This window comes from Caldithrix abyssi DSM 13497, assembly GCF_001886815.1.
Lineage (GTDB): Bacteria > Calditrichota > Calditrichia > Calditrichales > Calditrichaceae > Caldithrix > Caldithrix abyssi.
Map to the genome: position 1 here is coordinate 1,927,454 of NZ_CP018099.1, position 22,484 is coordinate 1,949,937.

20 protein-coding genes and 1 pseudogene are annotated in these 22,484 nt (G+C 43.3%); 18 read left to right on the forward strand and 3 right to left on the reverse strand.

Annotation, left to right across the window (positions count from 1 at the left end):
- Nucleotides 1-132: 132 nt before the first annotated feature.
- From Cabys_RS20805 to Cabys_RS07590, 5 genes and pseudogenes are all read left to right on the forward strand, one after another.
- Nucleotides 133-960: pseudogene (locus Cabys_RS20805) on the forward strand (endonuclease I family protein); the annotation flags it as partial.
- A gap of 42 nt (nt 961-1,002) precedes the next feature.
- A complete protein-coding gene (locus tag Cabys_RS20810) occupies nt 1,003-1,599 on the forward strand; it encodes a T9SS type A sorting domain-containing protein (RefSeq protein WP_472297433.1) in 597 nt (198 codons plus the stop codon).
- A gap of 36 nt (nt 1,600-1,635) precedes the next feature.
- Nucleotides 1,636-2,154: a hypothetical protein gene (locus tag Cabys_RS07580; protein WP_006929695.1), complete on the forward strand. Its 519-nt coding sequence runs from the start codon at nt 1,636-1,638 to the stop codon at nt 2,152-2,154.
- A 192-nt stretch (nt 2,155-2,346) separates the two neighbouring features.
- A complete protein-coding gene (locus Cabys_RS07585) occupies nt 2,347-4,149 on the forward strand; it encodes a glycoside hydrolase family 13 protein (RefSeq protein WP_006929697.1) in 1,803 nt (600 codons plus the stop codon).
- A gap of 60 nt (nt 4,150-4,209) precedes the next feature.
- Nucleotides 4,210-4,488 (forward strand): hypothetical protein, encoded by a 279-nt coding sequence (locus Cabys_RS07590; protein ID WP_006929699.1) that lies wholly within the window; start codon nt 4,210-4,212, stop codon nt 4,486-4,488.
- 107 nt (nt 4,489-4,595) lie between these two features.
- Here the strand turns inward: Cabys_RS07590 and Cabys_RS07595 are convergent, their stop codons facing one another.
- Nucleotides 4,596-5,681: a glycosyltransferase family protein gene (locus Cabys_RS07595; RefSeq protein ID WP_006929701.1), complete on the reverse strand. Its 1,086-nt coding sequence runs from the start codon at nt 5,679-5,681 to the stop codon at nt 4,596-4,598.
- Between the two features lie 911 nt (nt 5,682-6,592).
- Between Cabys_RS07595 and Cabys_RS07605 the strand changes: the two genes are divergently transcribed.
- The 5 genes from Cabys_RS07605 (at nt 6,593) to Cabys_RS07625 (ending at nt 12,509) form a co-directional block, all read left to right on the forward strand.
- Complete coding sequence (locus tag Cabys_RS07605) at nt 6,593-6,949, forward strand: thermonuclease family protein (RefSeq protein ID WP_006929709.1); 357 nt, start codon at nt 6,593-6,595, stop codon at nt 6,947-6,949.
- Between the two features lie 106 nt (nt 6,950-7,055).
- A complete protein-coding gene (locus Cabys_RS07610) occupies nt 7,056-8,651 on the forward strand; it encodes a M2 family metallopeptidase (protein ID WP_169313654.1) in 1,596 nt (531 codons plus the stop codon).
- Between the two features lie 51 nt (nt 8,652-8,702).
- Nucleotides 8,703-10,409: an amidohydrolase gene (locus tag Cabys_RS07615; RefSeq protein WP_006929713.1), complete on the forward strand. Its 1,707-nt coding sequence runs from the start codon at nt 8,703-8,705 to the stop codon at nt 10,407-10,409.
- 156 nt (nt 10,410-10,565) lie between these two features.
- Nucleotides 10,566-11,681 (forward strand): AmmeMemoRadiSam system protein B, encoded by a 1,116-nt coding sequence (gene amrB, locus Cabys_RS07620; RefSeq protein WP_006929715.1) that lies wholly within the window; start codon nt 10,566-10,568, stop codon nt 11,679-11,681.
- A 6-nt stretch (nt 11,682-11,687) separates the two neighbouring features.
- Nucleotides 11,688-12,509 (forward strand): SIR2 family NAD-dependent protein deacylase, encoded by an 822-nt coding sequence (locus Cabys_RS07625; RefSeq protein WP_006929717.1) that lies wholly within the window; start codon nt 11,688-11,690, stop codon nt 12,507-12,509.
- A gap of 51 nt (nt 12,510-12,560) precedes the next feature.
- Here the strand turns inward: Cabys_RS07625 and Cabys_RS07630 are convergent, their stop codons facing one another.
- Nucleotides 12,561-13,535 (reverse strand): sulfotransferase family protein, encoded by a 975-nt coding sequence (locus Cabys_RS07630; RefSeq protein WP_006929719.1) that lies wholly within the window; start codon nt 13,533-13,535, stop codon nt 12,561-12,563.
- A 9-nt stretch (nt 13,536-13,544) separates the two neighbouring features.
- A complete protein-coding gene (locus Cabys_RS07635; RefSeq protein WP_006929722.1) occupies nt 13,545-14,177 on the reverse strand; it encodes a PIG-L deacetylase family protein in 633 nt (210 codons plus the stop codon).
- A 226-nt stretch (nt 14,178-14,403) separates the two neighbouring features.
- Between Cabys_RS07635 and Cabys_RS07640 the strand changes: the two genes are divergently transcribed.
- From Cabys_RS07640 to Cabys_RS07675, 8 genes are read left to right on the forward strand one after another with little or no spacing between them, the layout of a single operon-like run.
- On the forward strand, nt 14,404-14,943 hold the full coding sequence (locus Cabys_RS07640; RefSeq protein WP_006929724.1) for a helix-turn-helix domain-containing protein: 540 nt from the start codon (nt 14,404-14,406) through the stop codon (nt 14,941-14,943).
- Nucleotides 14,943-16,157: a glycosyltransferase family 4 protein gene (locus Cabys_RS07645; RefSeq protein WP_006929729.1), complete on the forward strand. Its 1,215-nt coding sequence runs from the start codon at nt 14,943-14,945 to the stop codon at nt 16,155-16,157. The genes Cabys_RS07640 and Cabys_RS07645 overlap by 1 nt, the downstream gene beginning before the upstream one ends.
- A complete protein-coding gene (locus Cabys_RS07650) occupies nt 16,154-17,146 on the forward strand; it encodes an NAD-dependent 4,6-dehydratase LegB (RefSeq protein ID WP_006929731.1) in 993 nt (330 codons plus the stop codon). Before Cabys_RS07645 ends, Cabys_RS07650 begins: the two co-directional genes overlap by 4 nt.
- A gap of 22 nt (nt 17,147-17,168) precedes the next feature.
- Complete coding sequence (locus tag Cabys_RS07655) at nt 17,169-18,335, forward strand: LegC family aminotransferase (protein WP_006929733.1); 1,167 nt, start codon at nt 17,169-17,171, stop codon at nt 18,333-18,335.
- Nucleotides 18,328-19,344, forward strand: coding sequence for a GNAT family protein (locus Cabys_RS07660; RefSeq protein WP_006929735.1), 1,017 nt, complete (start codon nt 18,328-18,330; stop codon nt 19,342-19,344). Before Cabys_RS07655 ends, Cabys_RS07660 begins: the two co-directional genes overlap by 8 nt.
- Entirely contained in the window at nt 19,341-20,171 is an 831-nt protein-coding gene (locus Cabys_RS07665) for a sulfotransferase family protein (protein ID WP_006929737.1), read from the forward strand. The genes Cabys_RS07660 and Cabys_RS07665 overlap by 4 nt, the downstream gene beginning before the upstream one ends.
- 49 nt (nt 20,172-20,220) lie before the next feature.
- The gene (locus Cabys_RS07670; RefSeq protein WP_006929739.1) at nt 20,221-21,291 is read left to right on the forward strand and encodes a nucleotidyltransferase family protein; all 1,071 of its coding nucleotides are present in this window, start codon (nt 20,221-20,223) and stop codon (nt 21,289-21,291) included.
- Nucleotides 21,292-21,300: 9 nt separating this feature from the next.
- The gene (locus tag Cabys_RS07675) at nt 21,301-22,476 is read left to right on the forward strand and encodes a glycosyltransferase (RefSeq protein ID WP_006929741.1); all 1,176 of its coding nucleotides are present in this window, start codon (nt 21,301-21,303) and stop codon (nt 22,474-22,476) included.
- The last annotated feature ends 8 nt before the right edge of the window (nt 22,477-22,484 follow it).

Genomic DNA, 22,484 nt, shown 5'->3' on the forward strand with positions numbered 1-22,484 from the left:
TTCGGCTCTGTAGCCGCTTATGAAAAGCACACGCGTCAGGTTACGTTGCACAACAACTCCGATAAGGTAGTGCATATTTTAAAAGCCGAGTTCGAAGAAGCCGTTTTCAGCAGCGATTTAAATCCGCTGCCCATGCCGCCCAACAGCGACCTTATTTTTGATATCTATTTTGAAAGCGATCAAAATGTCAATTACACCGATTTTTTACACATTGAATTTGATCATGGCATCCATCCTTTAATCATAGAAACCTCTGCGCAGGCCTATTACAGCGACTCCTATTACGATGCCACGCAAAATTTGTGGGGCGCAGAATTAAAATCGGCCTTGCACAATATCATCAAAGGACACACGCAGAAAAGTTATGCCGATTTGTGGACCGTTCTTTCGGATACAGATGAAGACCCCAACAATCCGAATAACGTGATTCTGATTTACACCGGCTGGTCCTATCCTAAAAGCGATCACGGAGGCGATCCTGATCAATGGAATCGCGAGCACGTGTGGGCTAAATCACACGGCGATTTTGACAACGACCCTCCGGCCGGCACAGACGCCCATCACATCCGGCCCTGCGACGTTTCGGTAAACAGCAAACGCGGCAATCTGGATTTTGATAACGGCGGCAGCCTTTACACCGATCCGGACGGGGTGACCAATTGCTATTATGACAGCGATTCATGGGAGCCGCGCGACGAAGACAAGGGCGATGTGGCGCGCATGATGTACTACATGGTGGTGCGTTATGAGGGCGAAGAGGGCTACGATCTGGAACTGGTCGATTACACGCCTTCCACCACGGCCAACGATCCTGTGTTCGGCAAAAAATCGACGCTGTACCAGTGGCACTGGATGGATAGCGTGGATAACTGGGAACGGCGTCGAAACGATCGCATTTACAATAACTGGCAGCATAATCGCAATCCGTTTATTGACCATCCGGAATTTGCCGACCGCCTGCCCAGCATTTCCGGCGAACCCATTCCGAGCGATCCGGAAATCGTGGTCAGCCCGTTGTCTGTTGAAATGGATACGGTGGAATTTAATACCACGGCCCGTTATTATCTGGCCATTATCAATACCGGTGTAAAGGACTTAACGGTTAGCGACATTCAAAGCACGAACAGCCAGTTTACCATTGATCAAACCAGTATGGTTTTGCCGCCGGAGACTTACGGCTATCTGGAAATCTCTTTTACTTCTGGAGAGACGGAGGGAGCGTATTCGACAACCATTCAGATCACCAGCAACGATCCGGACGAGGGCTATATTGAAGTGCCGGTCAGTATTCAGGTGGCAGAATCCATCAGTTTTGTGGAGCCAGCGTCCGTCCCTTATACCATGGCTTTACTGCAAAATTATCCCAATCCTTTTAATCCTGTTACAACCATTCGCTATGCGTTAAATAAAAGCGGCCATGTGCAGTTATCGGTTTACGACAGCGCCGGGCGTTTGAATGGCCGGTTGGTTAACCAGCAGCAAAAAGCGGGGCAGTTTTCCGTTTTGTTTGACGGCCGCAATTTGCCCAGCGGCGTCTATTTTTACCAGCTAAAAGCAGCAGGTTTTACGCAGGTGAAAAAAATGCTCTTGTTAAAGTAGTCGGACAGGCGTTGTCGGTTTCGGAATGGAGTACGGATGAAAAAAATTCTGGTACAGCAGAAGCGCTTCTTTATTCTTTTAGGGGCGTTTCTGCTTTTTCAAATCGCATTTGGTCTGGCGCTTGACCGTCTGCAACAAATTGCAGGAACAGGCCAGATTCTGGATGTCCGCTTTCACTATGCGCCGCATGAGGCCTTTGAATTACTCCGGCGTTATGGAAGCGAAGGGCGAAAATGGTATCTATTCTGTCTGGGAATCGACATGCTTTATCCGTTAATTTATGTGCTGTTGTTGCGTGAAATCATGAAAATGGCGAGCCGGGCCAAAAGCGTTTTGCATTACCTTAAATGGACGCCGTTTGCCATTGGCGCTCTGGATTATCTGGAAAACATTCTGGAATTTAAAATGGTCCTTGGTTATCCGCAAAGCGTGCTTACCACGGCGGCCGTAAGCGCCTGGATTACAAGCGCAAAATGGACGTTGGTGGCCGCTCTTTTATCTCTGATTATGCTGCAGATGGTGTTGAACCTTGTACAGCGCAGGGCGGGGGAGTAAATATCAATTACGAATTATGAATTACGAATTACGAATTATCAATTACGAATTACGAATTACGAATTTAATAAAGTAATTATCAATCCTCAATCCTCAATCCTCAATCCCTCAAACGATGTTCGGTAAATTTGCTTATATTTTCATAAATCTTTACCTTAGTCGTTCAGATATGAGTTACGTATTGGAGGATTTATGAGGATTTTTTTAATTGGTCTTTTCATTGCTTCAGTTGTTTTTTCATGCGCCAGTCAGGCGCCGCAAGCCGAACGGAATACGGACTGGGCCAGCGGGATTGTCTGGTATCAGATATTCCCTGAACGATTTAATAACGGCGATCCGGCCAATGACCCGACGGCCGACGAAGTGCCCGGCGCCGATCTGCAGCCCGGCTGGCAAATACATCCCTGGACTTCTGACTGGTACAAGATGCAGCCCTGGGAAAAGAAGCAATCCGACCGCTTTTACGACGTTGTTTTTACAAGACGCTACGGGGGCGATTTAATCGGCGTTATTGAAAAGCTGGATTATTTAAAAGAACTGGGCGTGGAGGCCATCTATTTCAACCCCGTTTTCGAGGCGCCCAGTTTGCACAAGTACGACGGTTCCAGTTATCATCATATTGACAATAATTTTGGGCCGGACGCTAAAGGCGATATGCAGCGCCTGCGCCAGGCCAACGAAACCGAAGACCCTTCGACCTGGATCTGGACGAAGGCCGATTCGCTGTTTTTGCAATTAATAAAAGAAGCGCATGCGCGCGGCATCAAAATTGTGATTGACGGCGTTTTTAACCACACAGGCACCGAATTCTTTGCCTTTCAAGACGTTATTAAAAATCAGCAGAATTCTCATTATGCCCACTGGTATTCGGTTGTTAGCTGGGACGATCCCACCACGCCCCAAAATGAATTCGATTACAAGGGCTGGTGGGGCGTGAAAACTCTGCCGGAATTGAAAGAAGACGAGAACGGCATTGTGGACGGTCCGCGGCAGTACATCTTTAACGCCACCAGACGCTGGATGGACCCTAACGGCGACGGCGATCCTTCGGACGGTATTGACGGCTGGCGGCTGGATGTGGCGGAAGAGGTGGCCAAGCCGTTCTGGAAAGAATGGTACGCCCTGGTTAAAAAGGTCAATCCCGGCGCCATTGTAGTTACCGAAATCTGGCACGATGCTTCCGGCTGGATTGCAGAAAATTTAACCGACGCCACCATGAATTACATGTTTTCGCGAGCGGTTATGGAGTTTTTTATTAATCACAAGATGGCCATTTCCGCCGAAGAGTTCGCTAAAAAAATGAATGATTTAAAAGAACGGTACGGTCTGAAGAACCTGAATTTGTTGTGGAGCATGCTGGATTCTCACGATACGGATCGCCTGGCCTCCATGATACTCAATCCGGATCGCGGTTACGATCGGCAGGCTGGCCCGCGCGACAATCCGCAGTATGTGGTGCGCAAGCCAAATCAGGATGAGCGCGACATTCAAAAACTGATTGTCGCCTTTCAGATGACCTTTGCCGGCGCGCCCATCATCTATTACGGCGACGAGGCCGGCATGTGGGGCGCGGATGATCCGGACGATCGCAAGCCCATGACCTGGCCGGAGATGACATTCGAACCCGAAAGCCATCATCCTCTGCCGGGCAAAACGCGTCCGGTTGACGAAAACGGCTTTGATCCGGAGCTGTTTAATTTCTACAAAAAATTGATTCAAATCCGACAGCAACATCCAGTCCTGAAACAGGGCGATTTCCAGTTTATTTCGCAAAGCATGACGAACGATCTGCTGGTTATTAAACGCGTGCTGAATGAGCAACAGGCCTACCTGGTTTTTAACCGCTCGCCTGAGGCGCAAAACGTAACCATTCCCGATGTAACCGCCAGTTCGTTTAGGGATGTCTGGCGCAATTCGCAGGTAAAAACAGATGGTGGACAGCTTAAAGTGGCAGCCCCGGCCAGAGGATTTGTCATTTTGATTAACGACGAATGAATCTTTTGCCAACACTCTGCGTAATTTACAGAAGAGTTGTTCTGTAAAAAAGGAGCGCTAATGGATTTTATTATCGCATTTTTCGTTTTTATTGTTGTGGCCTGGATTGTGTTGAAGCTGTTGGGGCTGATCTTTCATGCGGGCATTTTTATGCTGACCCTGCCCTTTAAATTATTGGGCCTGGTCATCGCGCTCATTTTAACGCCCTTGATTTTGATCCCCATGGGGCTGCTGGCCGGTTTAACAGCCATTTTAATGCTGCCCCTGGCCATTATTGGCCCGGCGCTGCCTTTTGTGTTAATTGGGCTGGGAATCTGGGCTATTTTGAGAAAAAATTAATCGAATGACGGTCGGCCTTTTTTAAAAATAATGATGGAGAGGCCTGAGCGCGCAAGCTTTGAAAGGGGAATAGGCTGACCATGCGGGAGATTTTTATCCAGTTTCGATTAATTTAAAAACGCTTCAAGATTTTTTACGACAACTTCAGCGCCGCTGGCAACCTTAACCCGCGGCGCTTCTTTTTTTTGCAAAACTTCGTTCAGATAATGCGTCCATCTGCCTTCATTAAATGTTTGAGGAGTAATCACCACGCCGGCCAGATTTTTTTTAACAAACGATTCGATGATGGCGGATTCAGGAAAAAAGGGGCGGTTGACCAGAAGTATTTTCTTTTGATGTAAATAGACTTCGGCGACCGTGCTGTAACCTGCCTTGCAGACAACCACATCGCAGGCCGCCACCAGATCCGGATGGTAGAAGGGTGAGTGATGCGGTAAAACGACCAGATTGTCGCTGCGTTCCATTTTGGCCACATCGTGCGGTACAATAAAATAGAAATCTTTAATTTTTTTTAATTCGGAAACAAACCGATGGCGCGTTACGATGCCCCCGGTTGAAATGAGAACGACGGGTTTGTCGGTATTCAGTTTCAACGCCTGGCGCGTTGCGCTGGCCGATTTTCTGGCCGGGCGGGCAATGGGCGCCGTTTCGATGGCCCGCTTATCATTTACCACAAAAGGCCGGGCTTTAAAATGAACATCCACCGATTGGTAAATCGAAGCTAAATAATCGATAAAAGGCAGTAATTCTGGAAATTGCTCGGTGTAATGTTGGTAAATCCAGTCCCAGGTAAAATTTTCAATTAAAACGGTAGGAATGCCAGCCTTTTTGCCAGCCAGAATTCCAAGCGCAGAAATGTCGTTTAAAATCAGTCTTACCTGAAATCGCTTTAGTAATCGGGCAAGATCATTAATCTTTTGGGGTTTGAACGGAAAGTGTTTTTTAAGTAATTCAAGCGTTTGCGGGATGTCTTCTTCAAAAGGAGAGCGTTGCGCCAGCCCCACATCCGTAAAAAAATTAATGTAGGTAAAAGAGCCCCGGGGCAACGAATCTTCAAAAAACCATTCTGGCGTTTCGCTAAAGATTAAAAAGTGGATGTCGGCAAATTTCTGCAAGAAGGTCTGCATAATGGCGCAGGCTCTGGCTGCGTGTCCGTAACCGTGAGAGGTAACGAAAAAGGCCAAATTGATCATGGGGCTGCATCCTTTTTAATGGTTATTGGGCTTCGATTAACGGACTGGAATGTAAGAAACACCGGGATTTTTTCAAAACTTTTGATTTTTCAATTACCATGGCAACCAGAGAACCTTTCATTTAATCAGCCAATTCACGCAGATTCCGCCGATGATCGCAGAAAGAAAAATAGAAATCTTTTTAAATATTTGCTGTCATTTAATTGTGTTTTTAACTCACCCCCTAACATAGTTAACTTTAGTATTTTCAGTGTACTAACTCCCCCTCTCTTTTTCAAAGAGAGGGGGAAACAGGGGGTGAGTTTTCCATATCTCAAAACTTTCAATACATTGTACATAAATCGGCGCTATCCGCGAGAGACAAAAGAGCGCGCCTGGTGTACGGAGGTTTTCATTTCACGCGGATTTCGCAGGTGATCGCAGAAGGAAAAATAGAAATCTTTTTAAATATTTGCTGTCATTTAATTGTGTTTTTAACTCACCCCCTAACATAGTTAACTTTAGTATTTTCAGTGTACTAACTCCCCCTCTCTTTTCCAAAAAGAGGGGGAAACAGGGGGTGAGTTTTCCATGTCTCAAAACTTTCAATACATTGTACATAAATCGGCGCTATCCGCGAGAGACAAAAGAGCGCGCCTGGTGTACGGAGGTTTTCATTTCACGCGGATTGCGCAGATGATCGCAGAAAGAAGTAAAAAAAATCTGCGTAAGTGGGCGCGATTCGCGCGAGACGAATTATTATGTTTTAACTCTGGCTTTAACAATCGTTTTATTGAAAGATTATTTTCGGAAGAGCGGTCGCGGGCTGAGAACAGATTGTATTTCAGTCATTCTTCTGTTGCATTTAATAGGTGAAAATTTTTACCTTATCGGTTGTGAATTAAAAATTTATTAACCATTAGGGAATTAAAATGGAACGAAATTTATATTTTTATCGTGCCATTGTGCAAAGAGTGTACGACGGCGACACCTGCACGGTGGATATTGATCTGGGGCTCAAAACCTGGATCAGGGGCGAACGCATTCGACTGGCGCGAATCGACGCCCCGGAACTGCGCGGCGACGAACGGGAAGACGGTTTACGAGCCAGGGATTTTTTGCGCGCTTTAATTGACGGCCGCGAGGTGATTATTCAAACTCTGAAAGATCGCACCGGACGCTACGGTCGTTACATCGCCGAAATCTGGCTGGTGGAAGAAGACGGTCGCTGGTTAAACGTCAACGATGTGCTGGTAAAAAAGGGATTCGCCGAATATGTTGAATATTAAGGCAGGGGTTAATCAAACGGTGGAGGGCGCCATGCGTTTAATGGGCATTCTAATCTTGAGTATCTTGTTATTCGTTTCTTGCCAAAAACAGAACAGGGAGGAAGCATTGCAGCAATTTATTGAACAACATGTTGCGAAAATAAAACCGCTGGAAAAAGCGGCCAAAGAAGCATACTGGGAAGCGGCCACAACCGGCAGGCAAGAAGCCTATAAAAAATCGGCCGAACTGGAATTGAAAATCCGTAAAATCTATAGCAATCCGCAAGAGTTCGCATTTCTTAAAGATTTAAAAACATCCAAAAAAATTAAAGATCCATTGCTAAAGCGCCAATTGCAAATTCTTTACAATCGCTACCTGCAAAACCAGATCGATTCCACGCTTTTGCGCCAGATGGTGGAGCTGAGTTCCAAAATTGAAGAGAAGTTCAGCACCTTTCGGCCAACCTTAAATGGCAAAAAAGTGACCAATAACGAAATTTTAGAAATTCTTAAAAACGAAACGGACAACGCTCGGCGTAAGGCCGCCTGGGAGGCCAGCAAGCAGGTCGGTCGCGTGGTGGCGGATGACATCATTAAACTGGTAAAGTTGCGTAATCAGGCCGCGCAAAAATTAGGATTCGAAAATTACCACACCATGTCTCTGGAGCTTTCCGAACAACGCGTTAAGCAAATCGATCGCATCATGTGGGATGTGGCCGAGTACACGCTGGAGCCTTTTTACAACTCCAAAAGAGCGCTGGATCAGTTGCTGGCCCAAAAGTACCATATCTCTGTGCAGCAGTTGCGTCCCTGGCACTACCACGATCCCTTTTTTCAGGAAACGCCACAGGTCTTCCAGGTTAATCTGGATAAATATTATGAGAACAATGATGTCAAAGAGATCGCAGTAAAGTTTTTTGCCGGGATTGAATTGCCTGTGGAATCCATCCTGGCGAAGAGCGATCTTTACGAGCGCGATGGCAAAAATCCCCACGCCTTTTGCGAGGACTTTGACAGAGAAGGCGATGTGCGTATTCTTTGCAATTTAAAAAATAACGAAAGCTGGATGGAAACCCTTTTGCATGAGCTGGGCCATGCCGTTTACGATAAATACAACGATCCTTCTGTGCCCTATTTGCTGCGCGAGCCGGCCCATATCTTTACCACAGAAGGCGTGGCCATGCTCTTCGGGCGCCTCAGCCGCAACCCTTTTTGGATGCAGCAGGTTTTGAATTTGTCTGATGAAGTACGCCAGCAAATCGAACCCGATTTGAATCGTTACATGCGCTTAAAACAGCTGATCTTTGCCCGCTGGGCACTGGTGATGTATAATTTTGAAAAGGCGCTTTACAAAAATCCCGATCGCAATCTCAATAAATTATGGTGGAAAATGGTTCAACAATATCAACTGGTTACCCCTCCGGAGAACAGAGATGAGCCGGACTGGGCCTCTAAAATTCATTTTGCCATTGCCCCCTGTTACTACCACAACTACATGTTAGGCGAACTATTTGCCTCGCAATTGCACATGTACATCACGCATCATATTTACAAAACTAAAAACTGGCAAAAGGTCACGTACGTTAATGACCCGCGCGTAGGACAATACTTAAAAGAAAAGGTCTTTAAACCGGGGAAAACCTATCCCTGGAATCAGATGATCGAAAAAGCCACCGGCAGCAAGTTGAAGGTGGATTACTTTGCCAGCCAGTTTCTTGAATAATGATGACTCAAAGCGAAAGCGCTGTGCAAAAAGAAGAAGGAGGGTGATAAGATGAGAACGATGGCGCTCTGGTTAATGTTGACGTTAGGTTTGATTACGGCCTGCCAGAAAGGGCCGGAAGCGGATCTGATCTTGCTCAATGGTCGAATTGTAACCCTGGATTCTCACAACACCATTGCTCAGGCGCTTGCTGTAAAAGGCGATCGGATTTTAGCCGTGGGCAAAACCGCGGAGATCGAAAAAATGAAAGGAGAAACCACGCGCGTCATCGATCTTAAAGGCGCGCTGGTCACGCCGGGCCTCATCGAAGGTCACGCCCACTTTTTGGGATTGGGTGAAGCGCTGCTGCGATTGGACCTCACGCGCACGCGCAGCTGGCAGGACATTGTGGATAGCGTTGCCCATCGAGCGGCGCAGGCTAAAGCGGGCGAGTGGATTATCGGCCGGGGCTGGCACCAGGAAAAGTGGGACAGCCGTCCCAAAAAATTGGTCGAAGGCTATCCGGTTCATGACGCTTTAAGTCAGGTTTCTCCGGAAAATCCCGTAATTTTAACCCATGCCAGCGGCCATGCCCTGTTTATTAACCGCAAGGCGATGGAAATGGCCGGTATTACGCGTCAAACGCCCAATCCGAAGGGCGGCAAAATCATACGCGATGCGCGGGGGAATCCCACCGGCGTACTGCTGGAAAACGCCATGGACCTGGTATGGAAGGTTTACCACCAGCAGGTTGGCGAAAATCCACAACAGCAAAAATTGCGCGCCGCAAAAAAAGCGATGCAAGCCTGCCTTAAAAACGGCATTACCAGCTTTCATGACGCCGGCGCCTCTTTTGCCGATATTGAGTTTTTTAAGCGTCTGGCCGAAACAGAACAGTTGAAAGTGCGCCTGTATGTGATGATTTTAGAGCCCGATCAGCGCTTGCGGCAAATGTTAAGTCAATACCGTCTGATCGGCTACGCCAATAACTTTTTAACGGTGCGCGCCATCAAACGCTACATGGATGGAGCCCTGGGCTCGCACGGGGCATGGCTGTTTAAACCGTACGACGACGCTCCCGGCAGCGTGGGCTATAATGTCATCTCGCCAGATTCCCTGCTGGCCACGGCGCGTATCGCCATCAAACACGGATTTCAGTTGTGCACGCACGCTATTGGCGACCGCGCCAATCATGAAGTGCTGGACGTTTACGAGCGGGTCTTTAAAGAAAATCCGGATAAACAAGATTTACGCTGGCGCATTGAACACGCCCAGTTGATTCATCCCGTTGACGTACCCCGTTTTGCCAGCCTGGGCGTGATTGCGGCCATGCAGGGCATTCACTGCACATCGGACGGGCCCTGGGTGGAACAGCGCATCGGCGAAAAACGCGCCCGCGAAGAGGCCTACCTGTGGCAAACGCTCTGGCAAAGCGGCGCGGTGGTGGCCAACGGCACCGATGCTCCAGTGGAGCCCATTGATCCCCTGGCCAATTTTTACGCTCTAATTACACGACGCATGAAAAACGGAGCCTACTTTTATCCGGAACAGAGCCTGGATGCCATGCAGGCGCTAAAAGCCTACACTTACAATAATGCCTACGCCGCCTTTGAAGAGCAGTTAAAAGGCAGCCTGGAACCCGGCAAGCTGGCAGACGTAACCGTTTTTTCGCGCGATATTTTAAACGATCCGCCTTACAAAATTCCATCGACTAAGGTGCTTTACACCATCATCGGCGGAAAGATTGTTTACCAGGCGGCGGATCGAACGGTTGAATAGGGAAAGGCCGGAGGAGAAAGAAGGGAAGGAAGTGAAGAGTGTATAGAGGGGAAAAGATGTTTTGCGGCTAATAGGAGAAGCTAAATTCCTAAACTCCTAACCCCCTAAACCCTTCCCATTCTTACCGGCCCATCAAATCAATTTGGGAGGGCCAGAATGAAAGTGAATAAGCGAATGTTCCTTTTTGCGCTGCTTTTTATCTTGCCGTTTGTCTGGCAGTGTACAAAGGAAGACGCGTCGATGGCACGGAAAAGCGTTGTACGGGCTCCGGTGGATACCGTGGGGTTTGCCCGGTACGCCTGGCAGATGGATTCGTTAATGAAGCGAATTCACCGTCTGCAAAACAAGCAGCTGCTAAACGCCATCATTCAGGGAAAAATCACGCCTCAAAGCGAATTTAAAGTCGCTGTTTGCCCGCACGACGACTACGGTTATGTAGGCTATCTCTATCCGGCGGTGATGGAAGGCATTAAAGCTAAAACGGTGATCATCTTTGGCGTGGCGCACAAAGCGCGATTGTTAAATCTGGAAGATCAAATTATTTTTGATACCTATCCCGCCTGGCATGGCATTTACGGTCCCATTAAAGTTTCCGATATCCGCGAAGAGATTATCCGCGCGTTGCCGGAAGGCGTGTACCAGATTAACGATTCCATGCAAACCATCGAACACTCGGTGGAAGCGCTGTTGCCCTTTTTGCAGTACTACCGAAGGGATCGTGAATTTGTTTCTATTCTGGTTCCCTACATGTCGTTTGAACGCATGCAAAAAATTGCCAAACCGCTGGCCAGAGCCATTGCAAAGGTGATGAAAAGCCGCAACTGGCAGTGGGGCAAAGACCTGGCGCTTCTCATTAGCACCGACGCCGTGCACTACGGCGACAAAGACTGGGGTGGGAAAAATTTTGCTTATTACGGAACCGATTCCGCCGGCTACCAAAAAGCCGTGCAACACGAGATGGAGATCATCAATAGCTGTTTAAACGGCCCGCTGCAAGAAGAAAAGATCAGACGCTTTATGGAATTTACCGTGCAGCCGGACGATTTTCGTAAATACAAATGGACCTGGTGCGGGCGGTACTCCGTGCCTATGGGACTGGAAACGGCCTATTGGCTGGCTCATGAATTTAAACAGGATTTGCAGGGCCGATTGATCGGCTACGCCACCAGCATCGATCATACGCCGTTGCCTGTAGAGGATTTGCGCATGGGCTTTACCGCGCCGGCCCACGTGCGTCACTGGGTTGGTTACGCGGCTCTGGGATGGGAGTAATTTAAGATGGAACAGGCATTGCAGCGCGCCAGACAGGCCATTAACGAAGCGCAGGCGGTGGTCATTGCCGCCGGAGCCGGGATGGGCGTTGATTCCGGCCTGCCGGATTTCCGCGGCAACGAAGGCTTCTGGAACAACTACCCCGTTGCCCGGCGGCTGGGGCTTTCGTTTGCCGATCTGGCCAATCCGCGCTGGTTTACGGAAAATCCAGAATTGGCCTGGGCTTTTTATGGTCATCGCCTAAATCTTTACCGCCAGACCCAACCTCACGAGGGATTTGCTTTGCTGCTTGAGTATGGGAAGCGATTGCCCGGCGGCTACTTTGTATTTACCTCTAATGTGGATGGCCAGTTTCAAAAAGCCGGCTTTGACGAAGAGCGCACGGTGGAAGTGCACGGTTCCATTCACCATTTGCAATGTGTCCGTCCTTGTGGAACCGATATTTGGTCGGCCGAGGGCACGGAGGTAAATATCGACATGGAGCGCTTTCGCGCTTTGCCGCCGTTGCCACGCTGCCCGCATTGTGGCGCTCTGGCTCGACCGAATATATTGATGTTTAACGACTGGCAGTGGCTTTCGCGGCGTACAGACGCTCAGGAAAGTCGTTTTAAAAACTGGTTGAAAGAAATCGATAAAAAAAATTTTAAACTGGTGATTATTGAGATTGGCGCCGGCACGGCGGTGCCCACGGTGCGCATTACCTGCGAACGGCTGGCCCAATGGCATCAGGGCACGCTGATTCGCATCAATCCGCGGGAAAGCTGGGTACCGGAGGGGCATGTCGGGATAGAAGGCGGAGCATTGAAAACACTCCGGCAATTACTTTAAATAAAAAACATGACCATTTAAGGGACGAAGTGGCGTAAGCAATCAATATCATCAATAGCCGAATAGATCAATATAATTTTTTAACTTGTGGTTCAATCTTTGCTGCTCATTTACATTGAGCTCAAGCTTCCAGCGACCTTTATTTGATCTGGAAAGGTCTATTTTTAATAGATCATCCGTATAGTCCAGACCGCAGAATTTACAAACCTGGCGCATGGTCCTTTGCGGTTTTTCTACAAGCTGTTCCAGGCTGATTTCCAGAATGTTTTCAGCAGGAATTTTTTTCTTATTCTCAATAATCTTTGAAATGATCGAAATATAATAATCAATGCACTGATCCAGGTCATTGGGCGTCCATTTCTGATTTAAAAACGAAACCACCACATCGCGTGGATCCCTTAAAACATGAATGAATTTGATCTCAGGAAGCATCGTAAAAAGTTCGGGGGCAAATAAGATGGACCAGGTATTATCTTCAACAAAATGCGTTTTGTTATGAGCCTTCAAAAAACTTTGATAAAGATTTTGAATAAAACGACCAAATATGTTTGCCAGATTTTTCTCATAACTTACAAAGCGCATTTGATTGTTTTTGTTGAAGGGCGCTGCTCCGGGCCAGGTTGCCCTGTATTTAAAATCGATCAGCTGCTGAATCAGTTTCTCAACCATTTCGAAATAATCCGGAAACCACTTGCTTAATTCCCAGGCATAATAGGCGGGAGGCGTTATATTAAGACCATGGCGGTTTAACCATTTGATCAATTGACCAAGCTGGAAGCGCCAAAATTTTCTTTTCCCGATTAATTTTAAAAAATTCTCAAGTTCATTAATCTTATAATCAACCACGTAAGGCGACCATGTGAAACGTAAAGTGTTAAAGGTATCTACAAGACCTTTAGGATCAATAGTAAAGCGATGTTCAAATGGGAGAGTTCCTACATCGGGATGTTTACTTAAAATATCTTTTGTGATATTGGTGCCGGAACGTCCGGTACCGCTAATTGAAATGAATCGATAATTTTTCATAGATGACACTTACCTGAGTATCCACCGGATGACTTCGAACGCTTCTGCGTACTCTTCAGAAATTTGTAAGCCACGGTAGGTTGCTAAACCTTTGATTAACTTTTCCCGGGCATAAAAACGATGCGACTGTGATTCATACTTATCCATGGCCCGAATTTTAGCCAGAATATTCTCCTCATTCACAACAGAAAAAAGGGCAGAGCTAAAAGAAAAGTTATTCCACATAAATTCGTAACCCAAGATCGACGTCTTCTTAAAAGCCCTGATAGCTTCCTCATAAATGGTTTTATGATCCTGGTGAATATCAAATGAAGAAGGAACAAAAACCAGGTCAGGTTTCAGCTCACGGTTTAATTTAACCAGGTCTTCCAGGATGGGCTGGCGATATTGAGGAAAATGACGAACCGGATAGTTCTTAATGATTAAATTCTCTTCTTTGATGCCCAGTTCATTGGTTGCTTTTTTGACCTCAATTGAAAGAATGTTGCGAGGAAATCCTTCTGGCACGGATTCTTCACACGTAGAAAAGGCAACATAAATAACTTCTTTTCCTTCATTAATGAACTTATTCAATGTTGCGCCGCAACCTAATTCGCCGTCATCTGTATGGGGAGAAAGAACCAGAATCCTATTTTTATCCATAAAGTTTTCCTTTGTTTAAATACCAATCCCAAAATGTAAATAACTTGTGGCAAATCTACTAAATTTTTGTTTTACAATTCAAATATTAATAAATAGCTGCAAAATGATTCGCTTTAAGTAAGAGAGATAATTTCATTTTTAATCTTCAAGGCGCGATTTTTCATTTGAAATTATTGAACAAAATGTGTATATTTTTTGAGCAAAAAAAATACTCGAAAAAGGTTTTATGTTAAAATCCTTAATCACATCGGATACGCGGATTAAGCTATTGATGCGTTTTTTCTTAAACCCTTCTATGAGCGGTTACCTGCGACAATTAGCCAGCGAGTTTGGAGAATCTACCAATGGCATTAGAAAAGAACTTAATAAATTAACGGAAGCTAAAATTTTAAAGGCCGTTAAAAAAGGTAGAAATATTATTTATCAGGCCAACACAGAACATCCCCTGTTTGAAGATATTCACAATATTGTTATGAAATCGATCGGTATCGATAAAGTAGCCACCAATATCATTCAGAAGCTGGGTAAGGTGAAATATGCATTTATTCGCGGCGATTATGCGGTCGGTAAAGATACGGGGTTAATCGATCTGGTGGTGGTGGGAGATGAAATTAATTTTTCTGAGCTGGAACGCGTAAGAAAAAAAACAGAAACCTTGATTGAAAGAAAGATTAATGTGCTTGTTTTAACGGATGAAGAATATCTTAAGCTAAAAGAAACATTTGCCAGCGAACCTATTTTGGTTTTATTAGAAGGAGAAGCTTAATGCGAATCGGCATGATACTTGACAGGGAGTTCCCGCCGGATCATCGTGTGGAAAAGGAAGCAAAGAGCTTAATTAAGAATGGCCATGAAGTACATCTATTTTGTTTTAATCATGGTCATTTAAAAAGTGAAGAGACCATAAACGGGATTAAAGTTCATAGATTTTTTATGTCCCGCCAATTATTCAAAAAATTGTATGCCTTAATTAATGTTTTTCCTTTGTACAATATGTTCTGGAAAAGAAGATTAATGGGCCAGATCAAAAAATACAACATTCAGGCCTTACATGTTCATGATCTTCCATTGAGCCATATTGCCTGGCAGTTAAGTAAAAAGTTCGGAATTCCCCTGGTTCTGGATATGCATGAAGACTACGCCGACTGGATCGAACAAACGCCTCATTACAATACTTTAGTGGGTAGAATCGTCAAAAAATTAAGTCGGTGGAAATCGTACGAAAAAAAACACTTACAGCTTGCCGATTACGTGATAGGCGTCTCTCCTGTCCTCATCGATAAAATGGTTAAGCAGTATCGCGTTTCAAGAGACAAGATTATTTTTGTTCCCAATACACCAGAGCCCGACTTTATGACCCCCGATAAAATAGATGAGGACATAAAAAAACAATTAACAGGGCGATTTAATGTGATTTATGTGGGAGGGATTTCTTATTTACGCGGTTTACAAAAGGTGATACCCCACATGCGTGAAGTTGAAAAGCGAATACCCGAAATTCAATTTATTATTGTAGGAGATGGTACGTATTTGCCCGAGCTGAAGAAGCTAACGAAAGAATTAAATCTTGATCATATTGTGTATTTTGCAGGCTGGGAAACCGTGGAGCGAATCGCCGCCTATATCAAATTGTCTCATGTCGGTATTTATCCGTCGCTTAGATATAAAGGAGTTGATGACAAGGTGCCAACAAAGGTCTTTCAATACTGGGCGCTTGGTAAACCGGTTATCGCGCCCGATTTTATTTTGCCCCGTACGATGATTGCAAAGCATCAATCCGGCTTTACCATAGATTTTGAAAAGGAAGGCGAAAAGTTGGTGGACCTCGTTGAAAAGCTTTACCGTGATGAAAAACTACGAGAAACAATGGGAGAAAATGGGCGGCGAGCCATTGAAGAAGAGTGGAACTGGGAAAAAACGGTTCAGCCGCTTATTGATTTGTACGATCATCTGTCAAAGAAGCGGGAGGAAAAACATTGAAAATAGAAGGAAAAACGGTGCTGGTAACCGGCGCCGACGGATTCATCGGTTCGCACCTGACGGAACTGTTGTTGAGCAAAGGCTGCCGGGTACGGGCGTTGTCCTATTACAATTCGTTTAACTACTGGGGCTGGCTGGAAGAGATTCCCCAATCGGAAAGTCTGGAAGTCGTTAGCGGCGATATTCGCGATCCGCATTTTGTGGATGAACTGGTCCAAGGGGTGGATGTGGTCTTTCATCTGGCGGCGCTGATTGCCATTCCCTTTTCTTACCGTGCGCCGGATAGTTACATCGATACCAATATCAAAGGTACGTTGAATGTGTGTCAGGCGGCGTTGCGCCACCAGGTGCAGAAGGTCATTCACACTTCCACCAGCGAGGTTTACGGCACGGCGCAATACGTTCCAATCGATGAAAAACATCCATTACAGCCCCAATCGCCTTACAGCGCCAGTAAAATTGGCGCCGATTCCATTGCCATGAGCTTTTATTACAGCTTTCAACTGCCGTTAACCATCGCCCGGCCGTTTAATACCTACGGTCCGCGGCAGTCGGCGCGAGCGGTCATTCCCACGATTATTACGCAATTGGCAGCCGGCGCTAAAGAGATCAAGCTGGGCGATTTGCGGCCCACGCGCGATTTTAATTTTGTGAAAGATACCTGCAAAGGGATGATTCTGCTGGCCGAAGGCGAAAATACCGATGGCGAAGTGTTTAATATCGGGTCGGATGCGGAAATTTCCATTGGCGAACTGGCGCAAAAGATTATGGACTTAATGGGCGTAAAAGCGAATATTGTGTCTGAAACGCAGCGTTTGCGACCAAAAGATTCGGAGGTGCTGCGTTTGCGTTGTAACAATCAAAAAATCAGGCAGGCGGTACAATTTAAGCCGGATTTTACCCTGGACGAAGGATTGAAGATTACCATCGACTGGTTTACGAAAAAGGAAAATTTAGCAAAATACAAGAGCGATATTTACAATGTTTGAAGAGATTATTTAAGGGAAAAATATGATACCATTATCTATTCCTGAAATTAGTGGAAATGAGTGGAAATATGTTAAGGAATGTCTTGACACCGGATGGGTTTCGTCGGTGGGAGAGTTTGTAGAAAGATTTGAAAAAGAAATAAGTACGTACACTGGTGCTAGGTACGCTATTGCTTGTGTCAATGGAACAGCAGCATTACATATCTCTTTAATTGTTGCCGGTGTACAGGCTGATGATGAGGTGCTGGTCCCAACTTTGACTTTTATTGCTCCAATTAATGCTGTTCGATATGTGGGGGCCTATCCCGTTTTTTTTGATTGTGATGATTACTATAATATTGATATTGAAAAAATAGAAGATTTTTTGAAAAGCAATACGTATCGCAAAAACGGCTTTACCTATAATAAAACAAGTAAAAGGCGAATACGAGCCATATTACCGGTTCACGTTTTTGGTAATGCTGTGCAAATGGAAGAATTGTTGAACGTTGCCTCGGAATATAACCTGAAAATAATTGAAGATGCCACGGAAAGTTTAGGAACTGTTTATTCGTCTGGAAATCTGGCTGGAAAGCACTGCGGAACTATAGGAGACCTCGGATGCCTGTCATTTAATGGTAATAAAATTATTACAACTGGTGGCGGAGGAATGATTTTAACCAATAATGAGGCCTATGCGCAAAAAGCAAAATATCTAACGACTCAGGCTAAGGATGATGCTTTACAATATATTCATCATGAAATTGGCTATAATTATCGATTGACAAACATACAGGCAGCGGTGGGTGTTGCCCAATTAGAACAACTTCCAAAGTTTCTTGAGATAAAAAAACAGAACTATGAAATGTACCAAAAGGGATTGGCAGAAGTGCGTGGTTTGCGTTTGGCATCGCCTCCGCAGTATGCTTTGAACAATCTCTGGTTGTACGCCTTGCAGATCGATGATAAACGTTACGGTTTAACTAAGATGGAGCTCATCGAACGGTTGAACGCTAACGGCATTCAGGCCCGTCCGGTTTGGTATTTAAATCACTGGCAAAAGCCTTTTAAAGCTTTTCAAGCTTATCGAATCGAAAAAGCCATCCAACTATTTGATTCTACAATCAATATTCCGAGTTCGGTGAATTTAAAGAAAACGGAAATCGAGAAAATTGTCGAGGTATTAAGAAGAGAATCATCCAATGCTTGAAAATGATATTTATTATTTGATTGATTATGCAAATCTCTATTTAAAATCAGATGAAGAAATATTTGATTTTGAATACATCCAAGGCGGAAAAATATTAAAAAATATTGCTATTAAACGCCCGATCCCGCAGTTTGGAACAATTAAATGTAATGAAGAATTTTATGATCTGGAAAGTCCGTACGGATATGGAGGATTTTGGAGCAATACCCAGGATGCTGATTTTATCGGTCAGGCATTAAAGGAATACGAAAAAAAATGTGAGCAGAACAGAATTGTTGCTGAATTTTATCGCTTTAATCCTTTCAATGATTTTCCACTTAATTTTGGCCAGTATTTCGATTTTTTAATTCGTGATAGAGAGACCGTTTATGTTCAATTAGACAAACCCTATGAAACGATCTATAAAGAATATCATCCCTCTTTGCGTAGGAATTTAAGGAAAGCAGAAAAGAATAATTTACACTTTTCAATGCTAAACCCTACTCTTGATAATATTCGATATTTCCAGGAACTTTACTATAAAACTATGAAAAAGAACAGAGCGGAATCTTTCTATTTTTTCCCAAAGACGTACTTCGAAAATCTATTTAAATTGAAAAATGCAAAACTGTTTGGAATTCTTTATGAAGACAAAATAATAAATATGGTTGTTGTACTGGAATCGGCGCCGATTTGTTATTACCATTTAGGCGCATCGATTCCTGAGTATTACGCTTTAAATGGCAATCCATTTTTATTCGATCAACTGATTCAATATTACAGAAGTAGATTCTCGATATTTTACCTGGGTGGAGGAGCAACTTCTGCAGAAAATGACTCTTTATTACGCTTCAAGCGCAAGTTTTCACCTACAACGAAGCCTTTTTATATTGCCGGGAAAATATTTAATAAAGAAAAATATCAAGAATTTGTGAAAATGGCAGAAAAGAAATGTCCCGATCTGAAATCCATTAAATATTTTTTAAAATATCGACTTTGCCAGAACAATGAACCGGAGGAGAAAATTTGACCATCGAATTACCATTTAAAGATGTTGTCGCTATTCATGGTGTGCCGCGCTCAGGTACTTCCTGGTTGGCACAAATTCTGGATAGTTCGCCTAACGTACGGTACAAGTTTCAGCCGTTGTTCTCTAATTCATTTAAAGATCGCATACATATCCGTAGCTCTCAGCAGGAAATGTATGAATTTTTAGTTGAGTTGTATCATTATGAAGATGAGTTTTTAGATCGAACAATTCAGAAAAAAGAGGGAATTTATCCGCACTTTAAAGTAAAAAAGACTACGCCTGAGTTTCTGGTGATGAAACATGTGCGCTATCATTACCTTATAAACCCTTTTTTGGAAAATATTCCGCAATTAAAAGCTGTTGGAATTGTGCGGCATCCTTGCGCCGTGCTAAATTCCTGGCGCAAAGCCCCCAAAGAATTTTTCCCTGAATTAAATTTTCATGAACAATGGCGCTTTGCTCAGGATAGGAACTTTTTTAAACCTGAAGAGTATTTTGGTTTTCATCGTTGGATGGAAGCTGCAAAAATGTTTTTATGGCTTCAGCAGAGATTCCCTGATAGGTTTTTCTTAATCAGATATGAAACTTTGGTACGTAACACCGAGCAAATGGTTCAGCAATTATTTCAATTCTTAAATTTAGAAGTTGAGGAACAAACACTGGAGTTTATAAAAAAGTCCAAAACGATCCATCAAAACGATACCTACAGCGTATTTAAAGGGCAAATAAATTTGCATCAATGGCGCCAGGAGTTGGATGTCGAAATTGTTGATGAAGTATATGCCACATTAAAAGAAAGTGAATTTGAACAATTCCTTGACGAATAATAATGGGGCATAGGTAAGAGCTTAAAATATATTAAAATTTGGGGTTGATATGGAAAACAAAAATTATGAAAATTTGTTTATTCCTTTTAATCATACCATTCTCGACGCTATTAAAAAAATGGATCAAATAAAGCGCAAACTGCTGATTGTGGTTAAAGATAATAAATTTTACAGTCTATTAAGTATTGGCGACATTCAGCGTGCTATTATCAAGGGTATTGGTTTTGATAATCCCATAGAAAAGATATTGCGTACAAAGAATAAAATAAAGGTGGCCACAGATAATGACGATTTAGCTACCGTCAAAGAAACCATGTTGCGGTTTCGTACAGAATTCATGCCTGTTATCGATAGTCAGAATAATATTGTAAATGTTCTTTTTTGGGATGATATTATTGGTTTAAAAAAAACAGGCCTTGACGAAAAAATAGATTTACCAGTTGTAATAATGGCCGGTGGTGAGGGGACAAGATTAAAGCCGTTAACCAATATCATTCCAAAAGCTCTGGTGCCTCTTGGTGAAAAACCAATCATTCAAATGATAATTGAAAGTTTTGTTGAAATTGGGTGTAACCAATTTTATATATCAGTTAATTATAAAAAGGAAATGATCAAACAATATTTCAGAAATATTAAAAACCGTCCTTATCAAGTAAGCTACATTGAAGAACAGAAGCCATTAGGCACAGCAGGTAGTTTGTACCTGCTGAAAAAACAGATAAATTCCACATTTTTTGTTTCTAATTGTGATGTTTTAATTGACCAGGACTATCGAGAGGTTTACAAATATCATAAAGAAAATAAGAACGAATTAACCATTGTTTCTGCATTACATCATTACGAAATTCCTTACGGCATCTTGGAAACAGGTAATGACGGCTTATTAACCAGGATTAGCGAAAAACCCCAAATTACGTTTCAGGTGAATACAGGACTTTATGTATTAGAACCGCATCTACTTGAAGAGGTTCCTCCCAATGAGTTTTTTCATATAACAAATCTGATCGAGAATATTAAACAACGAAACGGTCGTGTGGGAGTCTTTCCGGTTAGTGAAAAATCATGGATTGATATTGGAAAATGGAAAGCCTACCAGGAATTGTTCAATAAACTTGGATAAATGAATAGAATGGTAAAAAAATTAAAAATTCTTTACATATTCACCAGCGGTGATTTTGATTCTGTTAATAACAAGAAGTGGTTCGATTTGTTCGTAGGCGACCCAAAACTCAAAATTTTAATTTTAATAAAAGATTGTGACACAGAAAAAAAGAGAAAGTTTAAGGAGCTTTATCAGAATTACTTTGACGTAATCTATTTTAAAAACCTTAAGGAATTAAAAAAAATAAATTACTTACAGCGCTACAAATATCTTCAAAAAATTTCTCAACAAATTGATGCCTTTGATCCAGAGATAATACATCTCCATGGTTTATTTTATACCTATATGGCAATTCCACTCTTCTTATTAAAAAACAATCCTTCAATTGTGTTAAATATCTGGGGAAGTGATTTTAATTTAGCCTACAGGCAAAAATTAAAAAATAAAATTATATTAAAAAAGCTAATGGCAAAGGCTTCTTTAATTTGGGTGAATTGGTATTCAATGGAGGAAAAGATTAAAAAAGAATTTTCTAAGCAGGCGGATAAAATCAAAACAATCTTATGGGGCGTTGAAGATAAATTGTTTCAGCCCCCACCAGCAAACTTGAGAGAAAAGATTAGGAAAAAATTTCGAATTAAGCCGCAAGAATACATTTTTTTGTACACCAGAGGATTTGTCGAGAATTCTAATCACTTAAATATCCTAAAGGCAATTGAACTTTTAAAAACAGATAAACCAGTTAAGTTTATTTTTCATAATCGGAATGCTAATGCAAACTTAGAAAGTAAAATAAAGGAATTTATTAAAGCTAATAATTTGGCAAGCAAGGTTCTTGTATCCCGACAGAACTTAGAATATGAAGAAATGCGTGCATTATACGCCGAATCAAACGTTGTTTTATCATTGACATCGCAGGAACAGCTTTCACGTACCACTTTCGAAGCAATTTTGTCAGATTCTAATTTAATTGTCCATAAAAATCCGAGTTATCGATTTTTAAAAGATGTATTTGATTTTAATATTCACCTGGTTGATGTCCATAACATAACGAGTATAAAGGAAACATTCGAATATTTTATTAATCAGCGCCCCGTACCAAATTGGGACTTCGAAAAAATTGTAATTAATAGACTGTTCCGCTTTGAAAATAAAAAAGAAAAATATTTACAAATTTATAATGATTTAATAAAAAGTAGGTAGTTTTGAAT